Consider the following 20509-nt stretch of genomic DNA (forward strand, 5'->3'; position numbering starts at 1 on the left):
GACTATGGGAACTGCGGCGGGAGGGGTCGGTTCCGGGCCTCGGTACGTGCAGATCGCGGACGAGATCGTGCAGCAGATCCGGGCGGGGGTTCTCAAGCCTGGTGACATGGTGCCGAGTGAGTCCGAGCTGGTGGACCGCTATGGCGTGTCCGGCGGGACGATCCGTAAGGCCATGGTCGAGGTGCGGGCGAGTGGGCTCGTCGAGACCCGGCACGGCAAGGGTTCGATCGTGAAGAACCGGCCTCCGGTGCGGCACCGCTCCTCCGATCGCTTCCGGCGCTCGCTCCGGCAGGGAGGGCAGGCGGCCTACCTTGCGGAGTCCGCGCAGTCCGGTGCCACGGCCAAGGTGAGCGTCCTCTACATCGGGCCCATGGAGGCGCCCGAGGATGCCGCCGAGCGGCTGGGCGTCCCCGCCGGTACGCAGGTGCTGGCTCGCCGGCGCCTGTACTTCCGTAATGGCACGCCGGTCGAGACCGCCACGTCCTACCTGCCCTGGGATGTTGTGAAGGACATCCCCGAGCTGTTCGCCGAGAACCCCGGCGGTGGTGGCATCTACGCCCGACTGGAAGACCACGGGCATGAGTTCGCGGAGTTCGTCGAGACGCTGCAAGCGCGGCCGGCCTCGAAGGCGGAGGCCACGGAGCTGGCGCTGAGCCCGGGTGCGCCGGTGGTTCACCTGATCCGGGAGGCTCGTACGGCCGCGGGTCTCGTGGTCGAGGTGTGCGACACGCTCATGGCCGCTGACCAGTTCGTTTTCGAGTACCGGATCCCTGCGGACGACTGACGCCCGCTCAACTTCTCACAGCCCGTCGCGAGTTCTTCTTCGCGGCGGGTTGACTCATGTATAGGAGTGATGCACTCTTCTTCATGTCACTCATGTACATGAGTGGTGGAGTTCAGCATCTATAGAGGAGTGATCTCTGTGCGTCAGATTCCCGTCGACACCTCCGGCGCGGTTGTCATGGTCGCCAAGTCTCCGCAGGTCAAGGTGCGTGACCGTCGTACCGGCGAGATCGCCACCGACACCGAGACCGGGGCGAAGCTGATGACGGTGGACGTGATGTTCGCGGCGAACGAGGAGGTGGAGATCCTTTCCATCACCGTTCCGGAGCCGGGTATCTCCGGTGAGCTGGCCATGGGTACGCCGGTCGCGCTCACGGGTCTGATCGCCCGGCCGTGGGAGAACGACTTCAACGGTCAGAAGCGGCACGGCATCGCGTTCCGCGCGGTGGCGGTGACCTCGCTCGCCGCCGCTGCTGCCGCAGGGTCCAAGGCGGCCTGATCATGACCGGGTTCACGGTCGCTCTGGTGCTGGTCGTCGCCGCCGTGGGTCTCCTGCGGTGGCGGCGTCCCGCCTGGTACTGGTTGACCTTCGGGGTCACGCTGGCCGTGGTGCGGGTCCTGGTCCGGTACGGCTCGGTCATGGATGCGTGCGGGCTGACCGTCCCGCCCGCCCGGTGGCGGCTCGCTCTGGCCCGTGCCACCAACCGGCCGATCCCGGAGCCGCGTTCGCCGCGCATCCTGCGGCTGCGGCCGACCCGTACCGGTCTGGTCCTGCGGCTCAAGCTCCGCCCAGGGCAGGATGCCTTCGACATCGCCGCCGCCTCGGACCGGCTCCGGCACTCGTTCTCCATGTACGGCGTGACCTCGCGGGAACTGCGCTCTGGCGTCGTCGAAGTGCGGATGACCGGCTACGACGTGCTCAAGCGGGTGCAGATGCCGGCGGAAACCGACCCGCGGCCGATGCGGGTGCCGGTCGCCCTGCGGCAGGACGGCTCGGTGCACTACCGCGACTACCGGGCGATACCCCACGCCCTCACCCTCGGCGCCACGGAGTCCGGCAAGTCCGTCTACCAACGCAACCTGGTCGCCGGACTCGCCCCGATGGACGTCGCCCTCGTCGGCATCGACTGCAAGCAGGGGGTTGAACTGTTCCCGCTGGCCCGCCGGTTCTCCGGGCTGGCCGATGATCCCGACACCGCCGCCGAAGTGCTCGATGCGCTGGTGGCACGGATGGAGCGCGTCTATCAGGTCATCCGGGCTCAGCAGCGGATCACCTCCGACGTGCCGGATGCGGAGATCGCCGCCGACATCTGGGACCTGCCCGACGAACTGCGCCCGGTCCCGGTTGTGGTCCTGGTCGACGAGGTCGCCGAACTCGCCCTCTATGCAAGCAAGGAGGAGGAGAAGCGCCGGGACCGCATCGTCACCGCTCTGGTTCGCCTCGCCCAACTCGGCCGCGCGGCCGGCATCTACCTCGAAATCTGCGGGCAGCGCTTCGGCTCCGAACTCGGCAAGGGCATCACCATGCTTCGCGCCCAGCTCACCGGCCGTACCGCTCACCGCGTCAATGACGAATCCTCCGCCAACATGGCCTTCGGCGACATTGCCCCGGACGCCGTCCTCGCCGCCATCCAGATCCCGGCCGAAATGCGGGGGCTCGCCATCGCGGGCGACTCCTCCGGTGGCTGGCACCGCATCCGCGCCCCGCACACCTCGCTCCGCCAGGCCGTGAACATCTGCAACCGGCACGCCGGCCGGACCCCGGACCTGCCCGAACTGGCCCCGTTCCGGCCCGTTCTCCCCGGCTCCGACGCCGAGTCCGTGCCGCTGGTCAAGGCGTCCTCGGCTACCGCCTGATCTCCCACCGCTCCGCACGGTCGGCGTGACCGCCTTCGCGCCGCGTCCCTACCCCGCCATGCCCAAATGAAGGGAGACCCGCCATGTGCCCGGACTGCGAGGACTTCGCCCGGACCGTGCTCCTGCTCGGCCAACTCGCCCTCTACGCCGACATGGCCGGCGCCGACCTCGACTTCGTGGACGCCGTCAGCCCGTCCCTCGCCGTCTCGCTGCCCGAGCCGCCGCCCGGCATGTTCCCGGATGACCACGACCCCGACGGCGGCCCCGACTACTCGGGCGACGTCTGATGGGCGCCCGTCACGGTATCCGGGTCGACGCGGTCCTGGTCCAGGCCGTCATCGCCGGTGCCCTGTCCTTCGCCCACCTGCACGACCTGGCTGCTGCTGCCGGACAGAATGGCTGGAAGGCCTGGGCCTACCCGGTCAGCGTCGACCTGCTCCTGGTCGCGGCCTGGCGGCGGCTACGCAGCGAAGGGCCGTCCCAGCTGGCCTGGTGCTGGTTCGTCGTCGCGCTGTTCGCCTCACTCGGCGCCAACGTCGCCACCGCCGGATTCCTCAACCTGACCGACCCGCCCGCCCTGCTCCGCCTCGGCATTGCCGGATGGCCCGCGCTCGCCTTCCTCGGCGGCACGCTCCTCGCTCACTCGTCGCCTGCCGAGCCGGAGACGGAGCCGATTCCGCCGGCCCCCGTCCCGGACACGCCGGGCGCTGAGCAGTCCGCACCGGAAACCGTGCCCGCGCCCGACTCGGCCCCCGTGCCGGAAGTCACGACCGCCGCGACACCGGTGCCCCCGGTCCCCGCCGTCCTCGTCGACCACGCCCGCAAGGTCGCCGACGAGTACCGCGCCCGCACCGGATCCCCGATCGACTCCGACACCCTCCGCTCCCGCCTCGGCGTCCCGCCCCACCTCGCCGACGCCATCGCCGCCCACCTCACCTGACCCGCGAGAGACACCGGAAGGAGGACGGCAGATGACCCGCGACCCCGCTGCCCTGACCGCTGCCGACTACCTCGACGGCGCCCGCGAGATGGCCGCAGCCGATCGGCCCTACCTCGCCTACCTGCTCGCCGTGGAGGCCGCCAAGCGCACCCCCGACCCGGCCACCGCCGCCGGTATCCGCGCCGCCTTTCCCGACCCGACGACCGCCCGAGAGGAGAGCGACTGACATGCCCGCCCGCGACAACTTCCACTCCCTGATGCGGATCGGCCCCGTGCAGATCGGCACCCACCGCGACCGCAACGGCCGTACCACGCACGCCGCCGTCTGCACCTCCAACCGCTGCGGCTGGTCCGCCGACTACTCCAGCCAGACCGCCGCCCAGCTCGCCGCCCGTACGCATCGCTGCCGCGTCGCCTAGGAGGCCACCGTCCATGCAAGTTCCGCTCTGGTTCGCCCTGTTGGCCGTCGGCTACCTCGGCGTCAAGCTCATCCGCCCGCCTTGGTGGCTGATCTGCGTGCTCCTCCTCGGCGGCTACCTCCTCGCCGACAGCGTGTTCGCCCCGCTCATCAACACCGCCGTCAAGTAACCAGCCGCGAAAGGAGAACCGCCCATGTTCCGGCCCAAGCTCCCGACCATGCCCCAGCCCACCGGCCCGACCACCCCGCCCGCCGTCATCCACCCGACCACGATCACCCCGGGAATCCCGACCACCCCGGTCCCGCCGGCACCCGTCGCCGTACCCGCGCCGCCGTCCCGCCCGGTCGTCCAGCTCACCCCCGGCACCGCCCTCGCCCTCGTCGGCGGCGGCACGGCCGTCGTCCTGGTCCTCGGTGCCGTCCTCGTCTCGCTGCTCCTGGCGGTCGCCATCACCGGCGCCTCGGTCGCCGTCTGCGCGGTCGTTTTGCGCTCCCTGCTCGCCTCCGACGCCAAGCGCCGCTGACCGGCCCCCGGGCGGCCTCGATACCGCCAAGCATCCGCCGCCCGGGAGCCGTCCCCACCGATCGATCTCGCAATCGGAAGGAACCACCAGCATGGCCCACCGGGCCTCACCTGCGACACAGAAGACGCACGCGCCCACCCCGCCGCCGCTCGACCCGACCACCCTCCGGGACGTCCTTCGGGTCGCCTCGGCCTCCGACTACACCCGCTGGGAAGACCAGATCCGCCGCACCGGCGGCTGCTCCGACCCGATCCACCTCACCGGCTGGACCCTCCACAAGGACAAGACCACCGGCGAGACTCTGCACCACTACTCCACCGCCATCGAACCGGGCGGACGTCTCCGCCTCGCTTGCGGCAACCGCCGCGCCTCTCGCTGCCCCTCCTGCGCCTGGACCTACGCGGGCGACACCTACCACCTGATCCGCGCCGGCCTCGCCGGAGACGACCGCCGTCACATCCCCGCCGCCGTCCGCGACCACCCCCGTGTCTTCGCCACCCTCACCGCTCCATCCTTCGGCCCGGTGCACAACCGCCCCGACCACGGCGGCACCTGCCGCTGCGGTACGTCGCACACCCCCGACGCCTCCGAGCTGGGCACCGCTCTCGACCCGAACACCTACGACTACGCGGGCGCCGTCCTCTTCAACAACCACGCCGGACAGCTCTGGCAGCGCTTCACCACCCGCCTGCGCCGCGAACTCGCCGCCCGCGCCGGCCTGCCCCGCCGCGAACTCGCCGACCACCTCCGCGTCTCGTACGGCAAGGTCGCCGAATTCCAGAAGCGCGGCGCCCTCCACTTCCATGCGGTCATCCGCCTCGACGGTCCCGACGGACCCGGCACGCCACCGCCCGCCTGGGCCACGGTCGGCCTCATCACCGACGCGGCCCGCGCCGCCGCCGCGCACTCCTACACGTCCGTCTCCCTCCCGGCCGCCGCCGACCAACCCGCCCGAACCTTCCGCTGGGGTCGGCAACTCGACGTCCGCCCGGTCAAGGCCTTCGGCGACGGCTCCGACATCACCGAACAGGCCGTCGCCTCCTACGTGGCCAAGTACGCCACCAAAGCCGCCGAGAACACCGGCACCCTCGACCGCCGCATCGGCGAACTCGCCGAACTCGACCGCCACCACGTCCCCGACCACGCCCGCCGACTCATCACCGCCTGCCGCGACCTGGACGCCCTCTACCCGGACCGACGTCTCTGGGCCTGGGCGCACATGCTCGGCTTCCGCGGCCACTTCTCGTCCAAGTCGCGCGTCTACTCCACCACCCTCGGCGCCCTCCGCCAGGAACGCGCCGACTACCGCGCCGCCCAAGAGGCCTCAGCCCTCGGCCTCGACGACCGCGAGCCGGACACCGTCCTCGTCCTGACCGACTGGCAATACGCCGGCCACGGCCACACCCCCGGCGAAGCCGCCCTCGCCGTCACCATCGCCCGCGACCTCCAGACCAACCGCGAGACCGCCCGCGAAGCCCTGCGCGACAAGCTCACCGAGGACGGAGCCGCAGCATGACTACCGCCACCGCCGAACTCCTGACCGTGCCGGAGGTCATGGCCCGGCTCAAGCTCGGGCGCTCCAAGGTCTATGACCTCATACGGTCGCACCGCCTCGTCTCCATCAAGATCGACGGCGCTCGCCGGATCCCCGTCGATGCCGTCCGGGACTTCGTCCTCGGCCAGTTGGAGGAGGCTGCCTGATGGCCCAGCAGCGCAAGCGCAACCCGAACGGCGCCGGCACCATCACCAAGCGCAAGGACGGACGCTTCCAGTGCGCGGTCTACGTGCTCCAGCCGGACGGCACCCGCGCCCGCAAGTTCGCCTACGGCAAGACCTGGGCCGAGTGCGACGCCAAGCGGCGCGAACTGCTCGACAAGGTGGACCAGGGCGTGCCCGTGCCCACCAAGTCCGCCAAGCTCTCCGAATGGCTGCCGTACTGGCTGGACAACGTCATCAAGCCCCGACGGAAGCTCAGTACCTTCGACAAGTACGAGACGCACGTCCGCCTCTACCTGGTACCCCTCCTCGGCGCCAAGCGCCTCGAATCCCTCGGCGTCGCCGACGTCCGCCGCTTCCTCGTCCGCCTGGAGAAGGAGACCACCGCCGCAACCGCCAAGGAATCGCACCGAGTTCTGCGCTCGGCGCTGTCCTCCGCATCCCGCGAGGAACTCATCACACGCAACGTCGCCAAGCTCGTCGAGCCACCCCGTACGGACACGCCCGAGCTGCACCCCTGGACCCTGGACGAGACGCTCGACTTCCTCGCGGCCTCGCGCAAGGACCCGTTGTACGCGGCCTTCGTCCTCGCCATCGCCATGGGCCTCCGCCGGGGTGAGATCGTCGGCCTCCGCTGGTCTGACGTCGACCTCGACAACCGCGTCCTCTACGTCCGCCACCAGGTCCAGCGCCGCCGTGGCGTCCTCTACGACGACGACCCGAAGAACCGCCGTCGCCGTGCCGTCCCGCTGCCCGCACTCTGCATCGCGCCCCTGCGCTGGCACCGCATGCGGCAGGCAGCGGCTCGGGCCAAGGCGGGGGAGAGGTGGCAGGACTCGGACTACGTCTTCGCTACTCGCACCGGCCGCCCGGTCGAGCCGCGCAACCTCTACCGCTCCTTCACCCGCGTCGCCGAGTCCGCCGGCCTCCGCGTCATACGGCTGCACGACGCCCGCCACGGCACCGCCACCCTCCTCACTGCGGCCGGGGTCGCCCCCCGCGTCGTGATGGAGATCCTCGGGCACTCCCAGATCAGCATCACCATGGACGTGTACACGCACGTCGTCCAGGACACCCAGCGCGAAGCCATGAGCCACATGGACCGGCTCCTCAGGAACAGGAAGAGGCGCCCCGGTCGCCAGTGATCGGCGGCGACCGCCCCCGTTGATGTCAAAAGTGGATGTCAAAGGCCCCGGACCAAGATCGGTCCGGGGCCTTTTGCCTGGTGCCCCCGGCAGGATTCGAACCTGCGACACCCGCTTTAGGAGAGCGGTGCTCTATCCCCTGAGCTACGAAGGCGGGGGCTTGTAAAAAACCTTGGGGAAAACCCAGCGAGTGGATCTTCGGCCTCGGTGTACAAGCCCGCTGGTCAGTGGGGGTGCGCTGGTGCTCGCGACGGTTTCCCGGGCGGACATCCGGCGCGACCTGACCGCTGACGTGAACAGCGTAGCGGATCGGGGCGGAGCGGAGGTGTGGAGTACGGGGGGTGGAGCGTTGTGAAGGGCTTGACCTGCAGTTTTCTGTGCAGGGCTGGTCAGTGTTCGTCTCGGTCTGCGCGTGCCGGAGGCTCGGTTTGTCCGTTCCGTCGTGGCGGTGGAGCCGAGGTCGCTTAGGGTGTGGGCTGATCGCCACCGGCCTTTCGCGGCGGAGCGCGTCGGGTCAGATCGCCTGACGCCTGGCCGCCGCCGAAGCGCGGATCGCTGCGGGGCCGGGCCAGAGCTGATGGTCGAGTGCGTCCTCCAGCCGTGTGAGGGTGCCGATGTCCGGCAGGACGTAGCCGTTGAGGACTCGGGCGACGGTGGGATGCGCGACACAGGCCACGTCGGCCAGTCCGCGAAGCGAGAGCGACTGGGGCACCGCCCTTCCGCCGGTCACCGGGCTCGCCTTCACCAGCCACACGGGGGTGCTCATCGCGACCAGGGAAGCCACCATCTGGCGCGTCGACCCGAAGACCGGAGGCTTCCAACCGGCAACAGGTACCCAGCTCCAGGCACCGAACCGAACTACGGCGGCGTCGACATCCTGACTCCGGCGCCCAACGGGGATCTGGCTCTCCAACTCCATGGCGAACCAGATCTGCTCGTCCTCACCGCGAGCTCCAACCTGACCCGTCCGGCCGGGCCGAGTACCTGGAAGGCGGGGGCGCTGCGCCGGCCCTGGAGGGCGTGCAGGTCCACGCCACGCCCGGTGGGAACCCGCGCACGGCGATCACCGACCGGTCTGCGGTCGTCCTGCCCCGTAACCAGGAGGACTACAGCGACGGAGCCTTCATCGGACGTCGGCTGCCCTTCACACCCTTGCTCGCACGGTCCCTGACGATGCGTCCGCCGGCCGACGGGCACGACCGGACAGTTCCGGATGCGGACGACGAACTGCCGCCCGTCTTCCGCGAGGCGCCACGTCGGCCGGCACTCGGCACCAAGGACGAGACTGCCGCCCGCGAACTGGGCCACGGCCCCGCGTACGTACCGCAGGGCCGTGGCCCAGCTCATGGAAACGCTCGACGCGCGTAGCCGCTTCCAAGCCGGATTCCTGGCTGGCCGGCGCGGGCTGGCCGGAGTAGGTCTCAGCCGGTGTACACGGCGTCGGCCAGCCGGCTTCGGCGCAGGACCCTCACGTCGCCACCTCTGACGTATCCGCGGCCTCCGCTCGGTCGCGCTCCGCCTTGGCCATCGCCGCCTCGACCTTGCGGTTCGAGGTCATGGTCAGGCTGATCAGAGTGCTTGCCCCGAGGAAGACCGCGCCCAGCAGGTATGGGGCGCGCAGCCCGCCGGTCGTCGCGAGCCAGCCGCCGAGCAGGGCTCCCAGCGGGGCCGCGCCCAGTGCCATCAGGCGGCCTGCCGCGGCCACCCGGCCCATCAGTTCGTCCGGCACGATCGCCTGCCGAACCGAGCCGGACAGCACGATCGTTCCGCTCAGCGCCGCCGCCCGCACAGCCAGTGCGACGCCCACCAGGACCGCGCTGTGAGTCAGGCCGATCGAGGCCTGGGCGATGGTGAGCAGCACCGCCGTCAGGATGAGTGCGCCGCCTGTGCCGAGCCGATCGCTGATCCGCCCCGACAGCATGCTGCCGAGGAAGCCACCGACGGCCTCGCAGCTGAGCAGCAGGCCGTAGCCGGTGGCGCCGAGGTGCAGTTCCTCCTGTGCGAACAGGACGAAGACCGCTGTGCCGGCGCTGAAGGCGAAGTTGCCGAGCGCGGGGCGCAGGGACAGACCGAGCAGCAGGGGCGTGCGGAGGAGGTAATGGGCGCCTTCCGCCGCCTCCTTGAGCAGCGGCCGCCGGTCGGCGCGCGGCCGGGGTGCGGAGAGGGGCAAGGAGCGGATGACGAGCGAGCTGAAGACGAACGATACGGCGTCCGCAACCAGCGGGACGGTCCGTCCCACGGTGAAGAGGAAGGAGCCGGACGGGGGTCCGACGAAACCGTCGAGGACGTCGACTGAGCCGCGCAGCCGCGCGTTGGCCCGCTGGAGGAGCGCGGAGTCCCGGTCGAGGATCTCCGGTATGTACGCGGTCGCGGCTGTGTCGAACAGGATCTGCCCGATGCCAAGGAGGAACGCCAGCGCGATCAGCAGCGGCACGCTGAGCCAGCCGGCCGCGGCGCCGGCTACGGCGGCGAGCAGCAGCAGCGCCCTGGCCGCGTCGGTCAGCCACATCGTGTTCCGGCGGTCCCACCGGTCCACCAGCGCGCCGCCCAGCAGACCGAACAACAGCCACGGCAGCAGGGCTGCTGCGGAGATCACGGAGAGCAGTAGCGGGTCCCGGGTGAGGCTCGCGGCGAGCAGGGGCAGGGCGGTCAGGTAGACGCCGTCGCCGAACGATGACACGGACGCGGCCGCCCAGACGCGCCGGAAGGCCTTCGGCAGGGGTGCCTTCGGCTGGGGCGGTTTGCTGCTCATGTTCTCTCCAGGTCGGGGGCGGGTCGGTCGATGGTGGCTTGCGGAGTCAGGCGGTGGCGAGCCGTCCGATGGAGAGGCGGACGGCCGCGTCCACCCCCTGTCGTACGGACTCGGGCAGGCCCTCGTCGAGCCGACGCAGCGCCGCCTCGGTCATGCCTCCGGGCGAGGCTACGGCGTCGATCACGGCCGCAGGTGTTGCGCCCCCTGCGAGGAGGGCGCCCGTGCTGCGGACCGCTCGGGCGGCGAGCAGGTCGGCCGTGTCGGCCGGGATGCCCTGGGACCGGCCTGCCGAAGCCAGGCTCTCGGCGAAGCGGGCGACCAGCGCGGGGCCGGCTCCGGACAGCGCGCTGACTGCTTCGAGGAGGTCCTCGTCGAGGATCAGGACCTGACCGAGTCCGGCGAAAAGGCCGCGCGCGGTGTCCTGTACTGCACCGTCGTGGGTGGCACCGATGACGGTCACGCCGTCGCGTTCGGCGACGGCCACGTTGGGGACGGCTCGCACCACGGGCACACCGGGCAGGCGCGCGGCGATGGCCTCCGTGCGCCAGGAGGCGACGAGCGACAGCACCAGTTGCCGCCGGGTGACGCTGTCGTTCAACTCGTCGAGGACTTCTGCGGTCTCGTGCGGGTGGACGGCCAGAACGACGACGGCCGCGTCGTGGACGGCCTCGGCGACGGTGTCAGCCGGTCGGATGCCGTACTCGTCGGCAAGGCTGCGGGCCCCGTGGCCGGTGCGGGACACCCCGGTCAGCCGCTCCGGGGCATGCCCGGTGGCGAGCAGGCCGCGCACCAGGGCACGGGCCATCCGCCCGCAGCCTACGAGGGCGAGGGTGCCGTCGGCGACCGGCCGTGCCGTCATCGGGTCGCCTCGATGAGGTCGGCGATGGCGTGCATGCCACGCACCAGCCGGTCCTCGCTCTCGGCGCCGACCGCGACGCGGACGAACCGGTCGCAGGAGGCGCCGTAGCCGACGCCCGGGACGACGGCGACGCCATGCCGGGTGAGGAGTTGCTCGGCGAACTCCGTGGAGTCGAGCAGGGATTCGCCCAGCGAGGCGAAGAGATAGAACGTGGCGTCGCCCGGCAGGCACTGCACGCCGCGATCCGCGAGCAGGTCGGCCATCCGGTTGCGGGTGGACACGACCCGTCGGATCTGCGGGCGGGTGTGGTCGAGGATCGCCTCGAAGTTTTCGGCCAGGTAGTAGCTGAGGATGGTCGGCGCACAGGTCACCATGTGCTGCTGGAGTTTGATGACCTGGCAGGTGAAGTGCTGGTCGGCTATGAGGTATCCGATGCGCCACCCCGATATGCCGTAGTTCTTCGACATCGAGTTACAGACGATGGTGTGCCGCTTTTCCGGGTCGTGCTTCAGGGCGGAGACGAACACCTCGCTCTCCGGCACGAACTCGTGGTACGCCTCGTCGGAGATGAGGAACAGGCCGTACTTCTCGGCCAGCTCGTGCAGCGACAGCAGTTCGGCGGCGCCCAGTCGGCGGCCAGTGGGGTTGTGCGGGTTGTTGACGATGATCACGCGGGTCCGGGGCGTGATGTACGACTCCAGGTCGCTGACCTGTTCGTACCACGGGGTCATCACCGGCACACCCCGGGCGAGCCGCACCTGGTCCGGGTAGCTGACCCACAGCGGCTCGGGGATGATCACCTCGTCGCCGGGTTCGAGCAGGGCGGTCAGCGTCATGAAGATCGCGGCCTTGGAACCGGCGGTGACCATGATCTCCGTCTCGGGGTCGACCGGTGCGCCGGAGCAGGTCTTGTGGTACTCGGCCAGCTTCTGGCGCAGCAGCGGGACCCCACGGGAGTGCGAGTAGTGGTGGATCTGTGCGCCGGGCATGCCCTCGAAGGAGGGTGTGGGAAGGTCGAAAAAGGCCTCACCGAGCGACAGCGTGACGATGTCGACGCCGGCCGCGCGCAGTTCGTAGACCCGGTTGTTCGTCCTGATCGACGAGGCCTCCGACACGGAGTCCATGAGACTGGAGTGCCGCATTGTCTGCATGGTCATGGGGTGTCGTCCTTCGCTGTGAGCAAGCCGGTGGCGGTCGGCGTGAGGTGCCGCGTGGGGGTGAGGGAGCGGTTACAGGACACGGATCTGCCCGTTTCCCCACACGACGTTCTTGACGCAGGTGAGGGACTCGAGCCCCATGGGACCGCGGGCGTGCAGCTTCTGGGTGGAGACGCCGATCTCGACGCCGAAGCCGAACTCGCCGCCGTCCGAGAAGCGGGTGGAGGTGTTGACGAAGACGCTGCCGGAGTCGATGGCGCGGGTGAAGCGGCGGGCCACCGCGATGTCCTGGGCCACGATCGCCTCGGCGTTCCGGGTGCCGTACGTGTTGATGTGGGCCAGCGCGGCGTCGAGATCCTCGACGACCTTCACTGCGAGGACCAGGTCCAGGTACTCGGTCTCCCAGTCGCCGTCCTGGGCCGGGGCGGCGTCGGGCCATACGGCGCGCACGCGCTCGTCGCCGCGGATCTCGACGCCCAGGCCCTTGAGCTCGTCGAGAACGCCCGGCAGCCAGCCGTCGGCGAGGTCCTGGTGGACGAGCAGAGTCTCGACGGCGTTGCAGACGCTGGGCCGGGAGGTCTTGCCGTTGATCACGATGGCGGTGGCCATGGTCAGATCTGCGGTGGAATCAACGTATACGTGGCAGTTGCCGTCGCCGTCGATGACGGTGGGGACGGTGGCGTTGTCCTTGACGGTCTGGATGAGGCCCGGACCGCCGCGCGGCACGAGCAGGTCGACGTACTCCTCGGCCTTGAGCAGTTCGAGGGCGGCCTCGCGGGAGACGTCACGGATCAGCTGGACGGCATCGGTGGGCACGTCCTCCTGCCGGGCGAGCACCTCGGTCAGCACGTCGGCGATGGCCGCGTTGGTGTGCTGGGCGATCGAGGAGCCGCGCAGCACCGCGGTGTTGCCGGACTTGAGGCAGAGGGCGGCGACATCGGCGGTGACGTTGGGGCGTGCCTCGTAGATGACGGCGACGACGCCGAGGGGCTCGCGGACCTGCTCGATCTGGATGCCGTTGGGGCGGGTGCGGCCCTCGACGACCTGGCCAACCGGGTCCGGCAGGTCGATGATCGTGCGCATGGCCCGGGTCATGCCCGCGATGCGCTTGTCGGTGAGGGTGAGGCGGTCGACGAGGGTGGCGGAGGCGCCGCTCTCCCGGGCGGCGGCCACGTCGAGGGCGTTGGCCTCCTTCAGCTGGTCGTCGGCGGCGTCGATGGCGTCGGCCATTTCCGCGATCACACGGTCTTTGACCTCGGTGGTCAGCTCGCGGACCGCGTACGAGGCCTCGCGGGCGCGGCGGCAGATGTCGGTGACGGACGGGGCGGTGGTGTGCGGGACGGTGGTCATGTCAGGCCTCCGGAAGGGTGACGTAGTCGGTGGGGTGGAGTACGGCCGAGCCTTCGCCCGGGCCGGTGAAGTCGTTGAGGTCGGCGGACCCGAGTCGGGTCCGGCCGCGGACGATGATCCGCCAGTCACCGCTGACCGCGTCGACGATCGAGCCGGGCCCGAAGACGCCCTCATGGCCCTTGATCTGGCGGGCCGTCAGGATGCCTCCTTCGGCGAGGGCGGCGGCGCCGTCGGGGTCGCACAGCAGCCGGCCCGCCGGCGGCTCGGACAGGGCCCGCCACATCCGGCCGAGGTCGAGGTCCTGCTCGGGCACCCGGGGGTGGACGAGGGTGCCGATGTCGTCACCGGCCATCGCCCGCACGACACCGTCCTCGGTATCGGCGCCGGCGATGACCACCGGGACCCCGGCGAGGGTGGCGATCCAGGCCGCGCACAGCTTGGCGGCCATGCCGCCGGTGCCGAGCCCCCGGGCCGCGGCCCCGGCCAGCCGCTCGACCTCGGGCGTCATGACGGCGATCTCCGGTACGCGCCGGGCGTTCCGGTCGCGACGCGGGTCACTCTCATACAGACCGGGCACGTCGGTCAGGAGCAGCAGCCGGCCGGCCTGCAGGACGCCGGCGAGCAGCGCGGCGAGCACGTCGTTGTTGCGCACCATGACCGCGTCGTTCTCGTTCACCACGGGGACGAGACCGGCGTCGAGGGCGCCCTCGAGGACCGCCCGGGCGCTGTCGCGGTGCTCGGGACCGGTGAGGTCGGGCGGCGTGAGCAGGATCTGTGCCGCGACCAGACCGCGGGCCGCCAGGGCCTCGCGGAAGGCCTCGTAGAGCAGTCCCTGCCCGACGGCCGCCGCGACCTGGCGGGCCGCCGGGCCGTCGACGGCGGCGCCGGCCGCGGCGAGCCGGGAGTTGCCGACCGCGATCGCGCCGGAGCCGATGACTACCGGCTGGACGCCCTCGCCGCGCAGCCGTACGACGGCGTCGGCCAGAGCAGCGAGCTTGCCGGGGTCGGGCCACCCGTCGGAGACGAGCGACGAGGTTCCGATCTTGATGACGACGCGTTCCTGATGGGCACCGGATGACATGGAACTGCCTCGGTTCCTGTGAGGGGTTCGTGAGGGGCGTACATGAGGGGCGCGGGCGGCTGGTCAGGCGGGGTCGGCGTCGGTCTCGGGTCCGGCCAGGGCGTCGAGGTGTCCGGCGACGACCCGGCCGATGGCCGCGAGCGGGCCCGGCGCGGTCATCTCGCCGTGGGCGCAGTCGACGGGGTGGACCTCGATCCGCCCGGTGACGTGCGGCGCCCACACCCGGGCCGGTTCGCTCACCGTCGCGCCCTCGGTGGCGGTGAAGAGGGCCAGATTCCCGTCGAACACCCCCGAGTCAAACGTGCCGCGCAGGTTGGTGATGTCCACGAACACCCGGGCCAAGGCGTCGAGTCCGTCCGGCCCCAGCTCGGCGAGCGGGCTGTTCGGGTGAGCCGGGTCGTGTCCCACCGAGTCCCTGATCGCCGGCCACACCTTCGGGTCGTCGTATCCGACGCGCGGGGCCGCGGTGCCGGCCTGCCCCGGGAAGGCGTCGAGCACGCCGAGGAACGCGACCTCCTCGCCGAGTTCCCGCAGCCGCACCGCGAGCGCGTGCGCCGCGGCACCGCCGAAGGACCAGCCGAGCAGCGCGTAGGGCCCCTCGGGCTGCACGGAGCGGATCTCCGCCACGTACCGGTCGAGCATCGCCGCGAGGGACGACGGGGCGCTGTCCGGCTCGGCGAAGCCCGGGGCCTGCAGGCCGTACACCGGCTGCTGCCGGTCCAGGCGGCTGGGCAGTCCGCTGTAGCACCAGCTCAGACCGATGGCAGGGTGGACGCAGAACAGCGGGTTGCGGGTGCCCTCCGCCCGCAGCGGCAGCAGCACCCCGAGGCCGTCGCCGGTCCCGTCCCGGCCGTCCTGGCCGAGTCGCTCGGCCAGCAGGGCCACCGTCGGTGCCTCGAACAGGGCGCGGACCGACAGTTCGCTGCCGAACCGGCCGCGGATGCGACTGATCAGGCGGGTGGCGAGCAGGGAATGGCCGCCGAGGGTGAAGAAGTCGTCGTCGACGCCGATGCCGTCGGTGCCGAGGACGTCCGCGAACAGGTCGCACAGCGCGGCCTCGGTGCGAGTGTGCGGCGGACGTCCACCGCGCTGCGGCAGCGCCGGCGCGGGCAGCGCCCGGTAGTCGACCTTGTTGTTCGGGGTCAGCGGCAGCCGCTCCAGGACGAGAACGGCACCTGGGACCATGTACTCGGGCAGGGACTGGCGGGCGTGCCGGTCCAGCGCGTCGAGGTCGATCTCGGTGTCGCCGACCACGTAGCCGACGAGCCGCTTGTCGCCCGGCCGGTCCTCGCGGGCGAGGACGGCGACCTGGCGGACGCCGGGGAAGGCGGCGAGGACGGACTCGATCTCCGGGAGCTCGATGCGGAAGCCGCGGATCTTCACCTGGCTGTCGGCCCGGCCGACGAAGTCGATCAGCCCGTCGGCGGTCCAGCGCACCCGGTCGCCCGTGCGGTACATCCGCGAGCCGGCCGGACCGGACGGGTCGGCCACGAAGCGCTCTGCCGTCAGGTCGGGGCGGTTCAGATAGCCCCGGGCCAGGCCGGTGCCCGCCAGGTACAGCTCGCCGGTCACCCCGACCGGGACCGGGGTCAGCGAGTCGTCGAGGACATGGGCCGCCATGCCGTCCAGGGGCCGCCCGATGGGCACGGGCGTCGGCACCTCCGAGGCCTTGCGCCAGGGCGCCGAGGTCGCGAACAGCGTGGTCTCCGTTGGCCCGTAGTTGCTGCGGACCAGCAGGTCCGGGCAGTGCTCCAGGACCCTGCGTACCGCCACGGGCGACACGATGTCGCCGCCGGTGATGACCGCCTTGACCCCCGCGAAGCACTCGGGGTGCTCCTCGGCCATGACCCGGAAGAGACCCGCGGTCACGTCGACGCCGGTGATCCGCTCCGTCTGCATCAGCCGCGCCAGCCGCTCGACCGTCAGGTCCTCCTCAGGAGCGATGACGCTGGTGCCGCCGTGCAGCAGGGGGTACCAGAAGGAGTATGTGGACGGGTCGAACTCGTACGGGGTGAGCAGCAGCACCCGGTCGTGGTCGCCCGGGACGAAGATCGAGTCGTTGACCAGTTCGAACACGTCCTGGTGGGTGACGGCCACGCCCTTGGGCTTGCCGGTCGAACCGGAGGTGTACATCACGTACGCCAGCTGCTGCCGCCGGCCCGGCACCGCCGGGTCGGCCGACGGAAAGGACGCGTCCGCTCCGTCCTCCTCGACCATGACGACGGTCGTCGCCTCCGGCAGTCCGCGCTCCCGCATCGCCCGGTCCGTGAGCAGGACTCCGGCGCCGCATTCCTCGAGCACGACCTGCATGCGGTCGATTGGCGAGGCGTGGTGCAACGGCACGTAATAGGAGCCGGACTTGAGGATCGCGGTCAGGGCGACCACGAGCTCCACCGTGCGGCTCATCAGGATGGCGACGGGCCGCTCGGGGCCGGCACCGGCGGCGATCAGCCGGTGCGCCAGGCGGTTGGCGCGGGCGTCGAGCTCGGCGTACGTGTGGCTGCGGCCGGCGCAGCGCACCGCCACGGCGTCCGGGGTGCGGAGCACCTGGTGCCGGAACGCCTCCTGGAGAGAGGCCTCGGGGAAGCGGTCGACCGGGTCGGGACCGGCCGCAAGGCGGGACAGCTCCCGTCGTTCGTCGGTGCCGAGGATGTCGATGGCGCCGATGCGGACGGCGGGGTCGTCGGCGACCGCGTCCAGGACGCGGGCGAGGCGGGTGAAGAGCTGTCGGGCGGTGTTCTCGTCGTAGAGGTCGGTGGCGTAGCCGACGGTGGCGCGCAGCGGGCCGGGGCGTCCGTCGGCGTCCGTCAGTGCCCGGAAGGTGAGGTTGAGGTCGAACTTCGCCTGGTTCAGGACGCCTTCGACGCCCTCGATCTCGGCACCCGGCAGCTCCATGAGCGGGCCGGAGCCAGTGGCCACCTCCAGCATGATCTGGAAGAGGGGGTGGCGGGCGGTGGAGCGGGGTGGGTTGAGGGTCTCGACGACGCGTTCGAAGGGGACGTCCTGGTGGCTGTAGGCGGCCAGGCTGTTCTCGCGGACGCGGGTGAGGAGTTCGTGGAAGGTGGGGTCGTCGGAGGTGTCGGTGCGGATGACGAGGGTGTTGATGAAGAAGCCGATGAGGTTGTCGAGGGCTTCGTCACCGCGGCCGGCGACGGGGGTGCCGAGGGGGATGTCGGTGCCGGCGCCGAGGCGGGTGAGGGTGGTGGCGAGGGCGGCGTGGGCGACCATGGTGAGGGTTGTGCCCGTGGAACGCGCCAACTCGGCGAGACGGCCGTGGAGTTGCGCGTCGAGCTCGGCCTCGAAGACCTCGCCCTGATACGTGGGAGCTGCCGGTCGCGGCCGGTCGGCGGGCAGGTCCAGCTCGACCGGAAGACCGGCGAGGGCCTCGCGCCAGTACGCCAGCTGGGGCTCTTCGGCGTTCCGGAGGAGCCGGCGCTGCCACAGGGTGTAGTCGGCGTACTGGACGGCCAGCGGTTCCCAGTCGGGGGCGCGGCCGGCCAGCTGGGCCCGGTAGGCGGTGGACAGGTCGGCGCCGAGCGGGCCCATGGAGGCGCCGTCGCTGGCGATGTGGTGGAACAGCAGGTGCAGAACGTGGTCGTCCTCGGCGACGCGGACCAGCGAGGCCCGCAGCGGGAGGTCCCGGCCCAGGTCGAAGACCCGGCTGCCCAGGTCGTCGAGGACGGTGTCCAGGTCGCGGTCGGCGCAGGAGACCCGGTGCAGTGGCACGCCGGCCGGCGGCAGGATCACCTGGACGACCTCGCCGTCGGCGTCCTCGCGGAACACGGTGCGCAGGCTTTCGTGGCGGGTGACGACGTCGCCCAGGGCTCGCTCCAGGGCGGTGGCGTCCAGATCGCCGCGGATGCGGTAGCTGACCGGGGCGTTGTAGGTGGTGCCGGGCCCTTCCAGCTGGTCGAGGAACCACAGGCGCTGCTGGGCCGCCGAGGCGGGCACCGTCTCCGGGCGCTCCGCGGCCGTCAGCGCGGGGCGCGCGGTGCCGGCCGGTGTCAGTCGCGCGGCGAGGCCGCCCGGCGTGGGGGCCTCGAAGACGGCGCGGACGGACAGCTCGCAGTCGAACGTGGAGCGGATGCGGCTGATGAGGCGGGTGGCGAGCAGGGAGTGGCCGCCGAGGGCGAAGAAGTCGTCGTCCACGCCGACCGAGCCGGCCCCCAGGACCTCGGCGAACAGCTCGCACAGCACCCGCTCCTCCGTCGTGACCGGAAGGCGGTACGAACCGGTGCCTTCCCTGACGGGAGCCGGCAGCGTTGCGGCGTCCAGCTTGCCGTTGGCGGTCAGCGGCAGGGCCTCCAGGCACACCACCGCGTCCGCCACCATGTACTCGGGCAGCCGGCCCGCCATGAACTCCCGTACGGAGCCGGGGAGTGCGTCGGTGTCGGCCTCCTCGTCCGGGACGACGTAGGCGACGAGCCGCCGGTCGCCGGGGATGTCCTCCCGGGCGACGACCGCTGCCTGACGCACCAGGGGGTGGGCCGTGACGACCGCCCGGACCTCGCCGGGCTCGATGCGATAGCCGCGGATCTTGACCTGGTCGTCGGAGCGGCCGATGAACCAGAGCAGGCCGTCGGCGGACCACTTGACGCGGTCGCCGGAGCGGTACATCCGCGAGCCGTCCGCCGCGAACGGGTCCGCGACGAAGCGCTCGGCGGTCAGATCGGGCTGCGACACGTAACCGCGGGCCACGACGGTGCCGGCGATGTACAGCTCGCCGGGCACGCCGGGCGCGACCGGTTGGAGGCGCTCGTCCAGCACGTACAGCCGGGTGTTGACGATCGGCTTTCCGATGGGCACGGACTCGCCGAGTTCCTGGTCGGCGACGACATCGAAGACGCAGCAGCCGACGACGGTCTCGGTCGGGCCGTACTCGTTGGTCACCATGGACTCGGGGGCGCGCCGCAGCCAGGCCCGCACGTCGGCGACCGTGAGGGTCTCGCCGCCGACGACGAGCCGCTGCGCGGCGCGCGCGGCGTCCTCGTCGGAGAGCAGCTCGTTGAGCAACGGAACGTGCGCGGGCACCACCTTGATCACTTCGAAGCCGCCCGTGGCGCGGACCGCGTCCGCGAGCCCCTCGGCTCCGCCGTCGGCGCTCACGACGACGGGGGAGCCCGAGACCAGCGGCAGCATGAGGCTGGTCACGGTCAGGTCGAAGGCCAGGGACGAGTGCAGGGCGGCGCCGGCACCGCCGGTGACGCCGTACGCCCCGGCCGCCCAGACCACGTAGTTGACCAGGCCGCCATGGTGGACGGCGACGCCCTTGGGGCGGCCGGTGGAGCCCGAGGTGTAGATGACGTAGGCCAGTGCGCCGGCGCCGGCCCGCACACCGGGGGACCCGGCCGGCAGCGCGGCGAGCCGGTCCAGCAGAGCGGGGTCGTCGAGGCTGAGGACCGGGACATCGCACTCCGGCAGCCCGGAGAGCAGCCGCTCGTCGGTGAGGACCAGCTCGGCGTGGGCGTTGTCCATCATGAATCCGGCCCGGTCGGCCGGGTAGTCCGGGTCGAGCGGCAGATAGGCGGCGCCGGCCTTCCACACGGCGAGGATGGCGACGACGGCCTCCGTGCCGCGCTGCAGCCGCAGCCCGACCATGGACTCGGGGCCGATGCCGTGACCGCGCAGGAGATGGGCCAGGCGGTTGGCGCGGGCGTCGAGTTCGGCGTACGTGACGCTCTCGGCGCCGTCCACGACCGCGGGCGCGTCGGGGGTACGGGCGCACTGGTCCTCGAAGAGCTCGAGCACCGTGGCGTCGGGCATCGGGGCGGAGGTGTCGTTCCAGTCCTCCAGCATGCGGCGGCGTTCGTCGGTGCCGAGGATGTCGATGGTGCCGATGCGGACGGCGGGGTCGTCGGCGACCGCGTCCAGGACGCGGGCGAGGCGGGTGAAGAGCTGTCGGGCGGTGTTCTCGTCGTAGAGGTCGG

At 71.4% G+C, this 20509-nt stretch carries 20 protein-coding genes and 1 tRNA gene; 13 read left to right on the forward strand and 8 right to left on the reverse strand.

Going from position 1 to position 20509, the window contains the following annotated elements; genetic code table 11:
- Nucleotides 1-4 precede the first annotated feature (4 nt).
- From ACFWPS_RS34735 to ACFWPS_RS34790, 12 genes are all read left to right on the forward strand, one after another.
- On the forward strand, nt 5-784 hold the full coding sequence (locus tag ACFWPS_RS34735; protein ID WP_383712599.1) for a GntR family transcriptional regulator: 780 nt from the start codon (nt 5-7) through the stop codon (nt 782-784).
- 138 nt (nt 785-922) lie between these two features.
- Nucleotides 923-1282, forward strand: a complete 360-nt coding sequence (locus ACFWPS_RS34740; protein ID WP_383712602.1) for a hypothetical protein — start codon at nt 923-925, stop codon at nt 1280-1282.
- A gap of 2 nt (nt 1283-1284) precedes the next feature.
- A complete protein-coding gene (locus ACFWPS_RS34745) occupies nt 1285-2640 on the forward strand; it encodes an FtsK/SpoIIIE domain-containing protein (RefSeq protein WP_383712605.1) in 1356 nt (451 codons plus the stop codon).
- A gap of 83 nt (nt 2641-2723) precedes the next feature.
- On the forward strand, nt 2724-2927 hold the full coding sequence (locus tag ACFWPS_RS34750) for a hypothetical protein (protein WP_383712607.1): 204 nt from the start codon (nt 2724-2726) through the stop codon (nt 2925-2927).
- The gene (locus ACFWPS_RS34755; RefSeq protein WP_383712610.1) at nt 2927-3580 is read left to right on the forward strand and encodes a DUF2637 domain-containing protein; all 654 of its coding nucleotides are present in this window, start codon (nt 2927-2929) and stop codon (nt 3578-3580) included. The genes ACFWPS_RS34750 and ACFWPS_RS34755 overlap by 1 nt, the downstream gene beginning before the upstream one ends.
- Before the next feature lie 31 nt (nt 3581-3611).
- Complete coding sequence (locus ACFWPS_RS34760) at nt 3612-3806, forward strand: hypothetical protein (RefSeq protein WP_383712612.1); 195 nt, start codon at nt 3612-3614, stop codon at nt 3804-3806.
- Between the two features lies 1 nt (nt 3807).
- Nucleotides 3808-3999, forward strand: coding sequence for a mobile element transfer protein (locus tag ACFWPS_RS34765; RefSeq protein ID WP_383712615.1), 192 nt, complete (start codon nt 3808-3810; stop codon nt 3997-3999).
- Nucleotides 4000-4012: 13 nt separating this feature from the next.
- Complete coding sequence (locus tag ACFWPS_RS34770; RefSeq protein ID WP_263209767.1) at nt 4013-4168, forward strand: hypothetical protein; 156 nt, start codon at nt 4013-4015, stop codon at nt 4166-4168.
- Nucleotides 4169-4192: 24 nt separating this feature from the next.
- Nucleotides 4193-4522 (forward strand): SpdD-like protein, encoded by a 330-nt coding sequence (locus ACFWPS_RS34775; RefSeq protein ID WP_383712618.1) that lies wholly within the window; start codon nt 4193-4195, stop codon nt 4520-4522.
- Between the two features lie 91 nt (nt 4523-4613).
- Nucleotides 4614-6038, forward strand: coding sequence for a replication initiator protein RepSA (repSA, locus tag ACFWPS_RS34780; protein ID WP_383712620.1), 1425 nt, complete (start codon nt 4614-4616; stop codon nt 6036-6038).
- Nucleotides 6035-6223 (forward strand): helix-turn-helix domain-containing protein, encoded by a 189-nt coding sequence (locus ACFWPS_RS34785; RefSeq protein WP_351739109.1) that lies wholly within the window; start codon nt 6035-6037, stop codon nt 6221-6223. The genes repSA and ACFWPS_RS34785 overlap by 4 nt, the downstream gene beginning before the upstream one ends.
- Complete coding sequence (locus ACFWPS_RS34790) at nt 6223-7383, forward strand: tyrosine-type recombinase/integrase (RefSeq protein WP_383712623.1); 1161 nt, start codon at nt 6223-6225, stop codon at nt 7381-7383. Before ACFWPS_RS34785 ends, ACFWPS_RS34790 begins: the two co-directional genes overlap by 1 nt.
- 78 nt (nt 7384-7461) lie before the next feature.
- Here the strand turns inward: ACFWPS_RS34790 and ACFWPS_RS34795 are convergent.
- Both ACFWPS_RS34795 and ACFWPS_RS34800 read right to left on the reverse strand, forming a co-directional pair.
- Nucleotides 7462-7537 (reverse strand) — tRNA-Arg (locus ACFWPS_RS34795).
- 360 nt (nt 7538-7897) lie between these two features.
- On the reverse strand, nt 7898-8149 hold the full coding sequence (locus ACFWPS_RS34800) for a helix-turn-helix domain-containing protein (RefSeq protein WP_383712625.1): 252 nt from the start codon (nt 8147-8149) through the stop codon (nt 7898-7900).
- 254 nt (nt 8150-8403) lie between these two features.
- On the opposite strand from ACFWPS_RS34800, the gene ACFWPS_RS34805 reads away from it, so the two are divergent.
- Nucleotides 8404-8751: a hypothetical protein gene (locus tag ACFWPS_RS34805; RefSeq protein WP_383712627.1), complete on the forward strand. Its 348-nt coding sequence runs from the start codon at nt 8404-8406 to the stop codon at nt 8749-8751.
- Nucleotides 8752-8851: 100 nt separating this feature from the next.
- Here ACFWPS_RS34805 and ACFWPS_RS34810 read toward each other — a convergent pair whose 3' ends face one another.
- The 6 genes from ACFWPS_RS34810 to ACFWPS_RS34835 all read right to left on the reverse strand — a co-directional run.
- Nucleotides 8852-10135 carry an MFS transporter gene (locus ACFWPS_RS34810; RefSeq protein ID WP_383712630.1) on the reverse strand — a complete coding sequence of 428 codons (1284 nt, stop codon included), beginning with the start codon at nt 10133-10135 and terminating at the stop codon, nt 8852-8854.
- Nucleotides 10136-10181: 46 nt separating this feature from the next.
- Complete coding sequence (locus tag ACFWPS_RS34815; protein WP_383712633.1) at nt 10182-10994, reverse strand: pyrroline-5-carboxylate reductase family protein; 813 nt, start codon at nt 10992-10994, stop codon at nt 10182-10184.
- Nucleotides 10991-12151, reverse strand: coding sequence for a pyridoxal phosphate-dependent aminotransferase (locus tag ACFWPS_RS34820; protein ID WP_383712635.1), 1161 nt, complete (start codon nt 12149-12151; stop codon nt 10991-10993). The genes ACFWPS_RS34815 and ACFWPS_RS34820 overlap by 4 nt, the downstream gene beginning before the upstream one ends.
- Before the next feature lie 72 nt (nt 12152-12223).
- Nucleotides 12224-13501, reverse strand: coding sequence for a glutamate-5-semialdehyde dehydrogenase (locus ACFWPS_RS34825; protein ID WP_383712638.1), 1278 nt, complete (start codon nt 13499-13501; stop codon nt 12224-12226).
- Nucleotide 13502: 1 nt separating this feature from the next.
- Entirely contained in the window at nt 13503-14582 is a 1080-nt protein-coding gene (proB, locus tag ACFWPS_RS34830; protein WP_383712640.1) for a glutamate 5-kinase, read from the reverse strand.
- A gap of 63 nt (nt 14583-14645) precedes the next feature.
- Nucleotides 14646-20509, reverse strand: a 5864-nt coding sequence (locus ACFWPS_RS34835; RefSeq protein WP_383712643.1) for an amino acid adenylation domain-containing protein, incomplete at its 5' end; no start/stop codon positions are given.

Source organism: Streptomyces sp. NPDC058457 (assembly GCF_042720695.1).
GTDB lineage: Bacteria > Actinomycetota > Actinomycetes > Streptomycetales > Streptomycetaceae > Streptomyces.

Excerpts from the sequence above, each read along its gene's own strand:
- ACFWPS_RS34735 (WP_383712599.1), top strand. The coding sequence starts at position 5 with ATGGGAACTGCGGCGGGAGGGGTCGGTTCCGGGCCTCGGTACGTGCAG.
- ACFWPS_RS34745 (WP_383712605.1), top strand. The coding sequence starts at position 1,285 with ATGACCGGGTTCACGGTCGCTCTGGTGCTGGTCGTCGCCGCCGTGGGT.
- ACFWPS_RS34750 (WP_383712607.1), top strand. The coding sequence starts at position 2,724 with ATGTGCCCGGACTGCGAGGACTTCGCCCGGACCGTGCTCCTGCTCGGC.
- ACFWPS_RS34755 (WP_383712610.1), top strand. The coding sequence starts at position 2,927 with ATGGGCGCCCGTCACGGTATCCGGGTCGACGCGGTCCTGGTCCAGGCC.
- ACFWPS_RS34760 (WP_383712612.1), top strand. The coding sequence starts at position 3,612 with ATGACCCGCGACCCCGCTGCCCTGACCGCTGCCGACTACCTCGACGGC.
- ACFWPS_RS34765 (WP_383712615.1), top strand. The coding sequence starts at position 3,808 with ATGCCCGCCCGCGACAACTTCCACTCCCTGATGCGGATCGGCCCCGTG.
- ACFWPS_RS34770 (WP_263209767.1), top strand. The coding sequence starts at position 4,013 with ATGCAAGTTCCGCTCTGGTTCGCCCTGTTGGCCGTCGGCTACCTCGGC.
- ACFWPS_RS34775 (WP_383712618.1), top strand. The coding sequence starts at position 4,193 with ATGTTCCGGCCCAAGCTCCCGACCATGCCCCAGCCCACCGGCCCGACC.
- repSA (WP_383712620.1), top strand. The coding sequence starts at position 4,614 with ATGGCCCACCGGGCCTCACCTGCGACACAGAAGACGCACGCGCCCACC.
- ACFWPS_RS34785 (WP_351739109.1), top strand. The coding sequence starts at position 6,035 with ATGACTACCGCCACCGCCGAACTCCTGACCGTGCCGGAGGTCATGGCC.
- ACFWPS_RS34790 (WP_383712623.1), top strand. The coding sequence starts at position 6,223 with ATGGCCCAGCAGCGCAAGCGCAACCCGAACGGCGCCGGCACCATCACC.
- ACFWPS_RS34800 (WP_383712625.1), bottom strand. The coding sequence starts at position 8,149 with ATGAGCACCCCCGTGTGGCTGGTGAAGGCGAGCCCGGTGACCGGCGGA.
- ACFWPS_RS34810 (WP_383712630.1), bottom strand. The coding sequence starts at position 10,135 with ATGAGCAGCAAACCGCCCCAGCCGAAGGCACCCCTGCCGAAGGCCTTC.
- ACFWPS_RS34815 (WP_383712633.1), bottom strand. The coding sequence starts at position 10,994 with ATGACGGCACGGCCGGTCGCCGACGGCACCCTCGCCCTCGTAGGCTGC.
- ACFWPS_RS34820 (WP_383712635.1), bottom strand. The coding sequence starts at position 12,151 with ATGACCATGCAGACAATGCGGCACTCCAGTCTCATGGACTCCGTGTCG.
- ACFWPS_RS34825 (WP_383712638.1), bottom strand. The coding sequence starts at position 13,501 with ATGACCACCGTCCCGCACACCACCGCCCCGTCCGTCACCGACATCTGC.
- proB (WP_383712640.1), bottom strand. The coding sequence starts at position 14,582 with ATGTCATCCGGTGCCCATCAGGAACGCGTCGTCATCAAGATCGGAACC.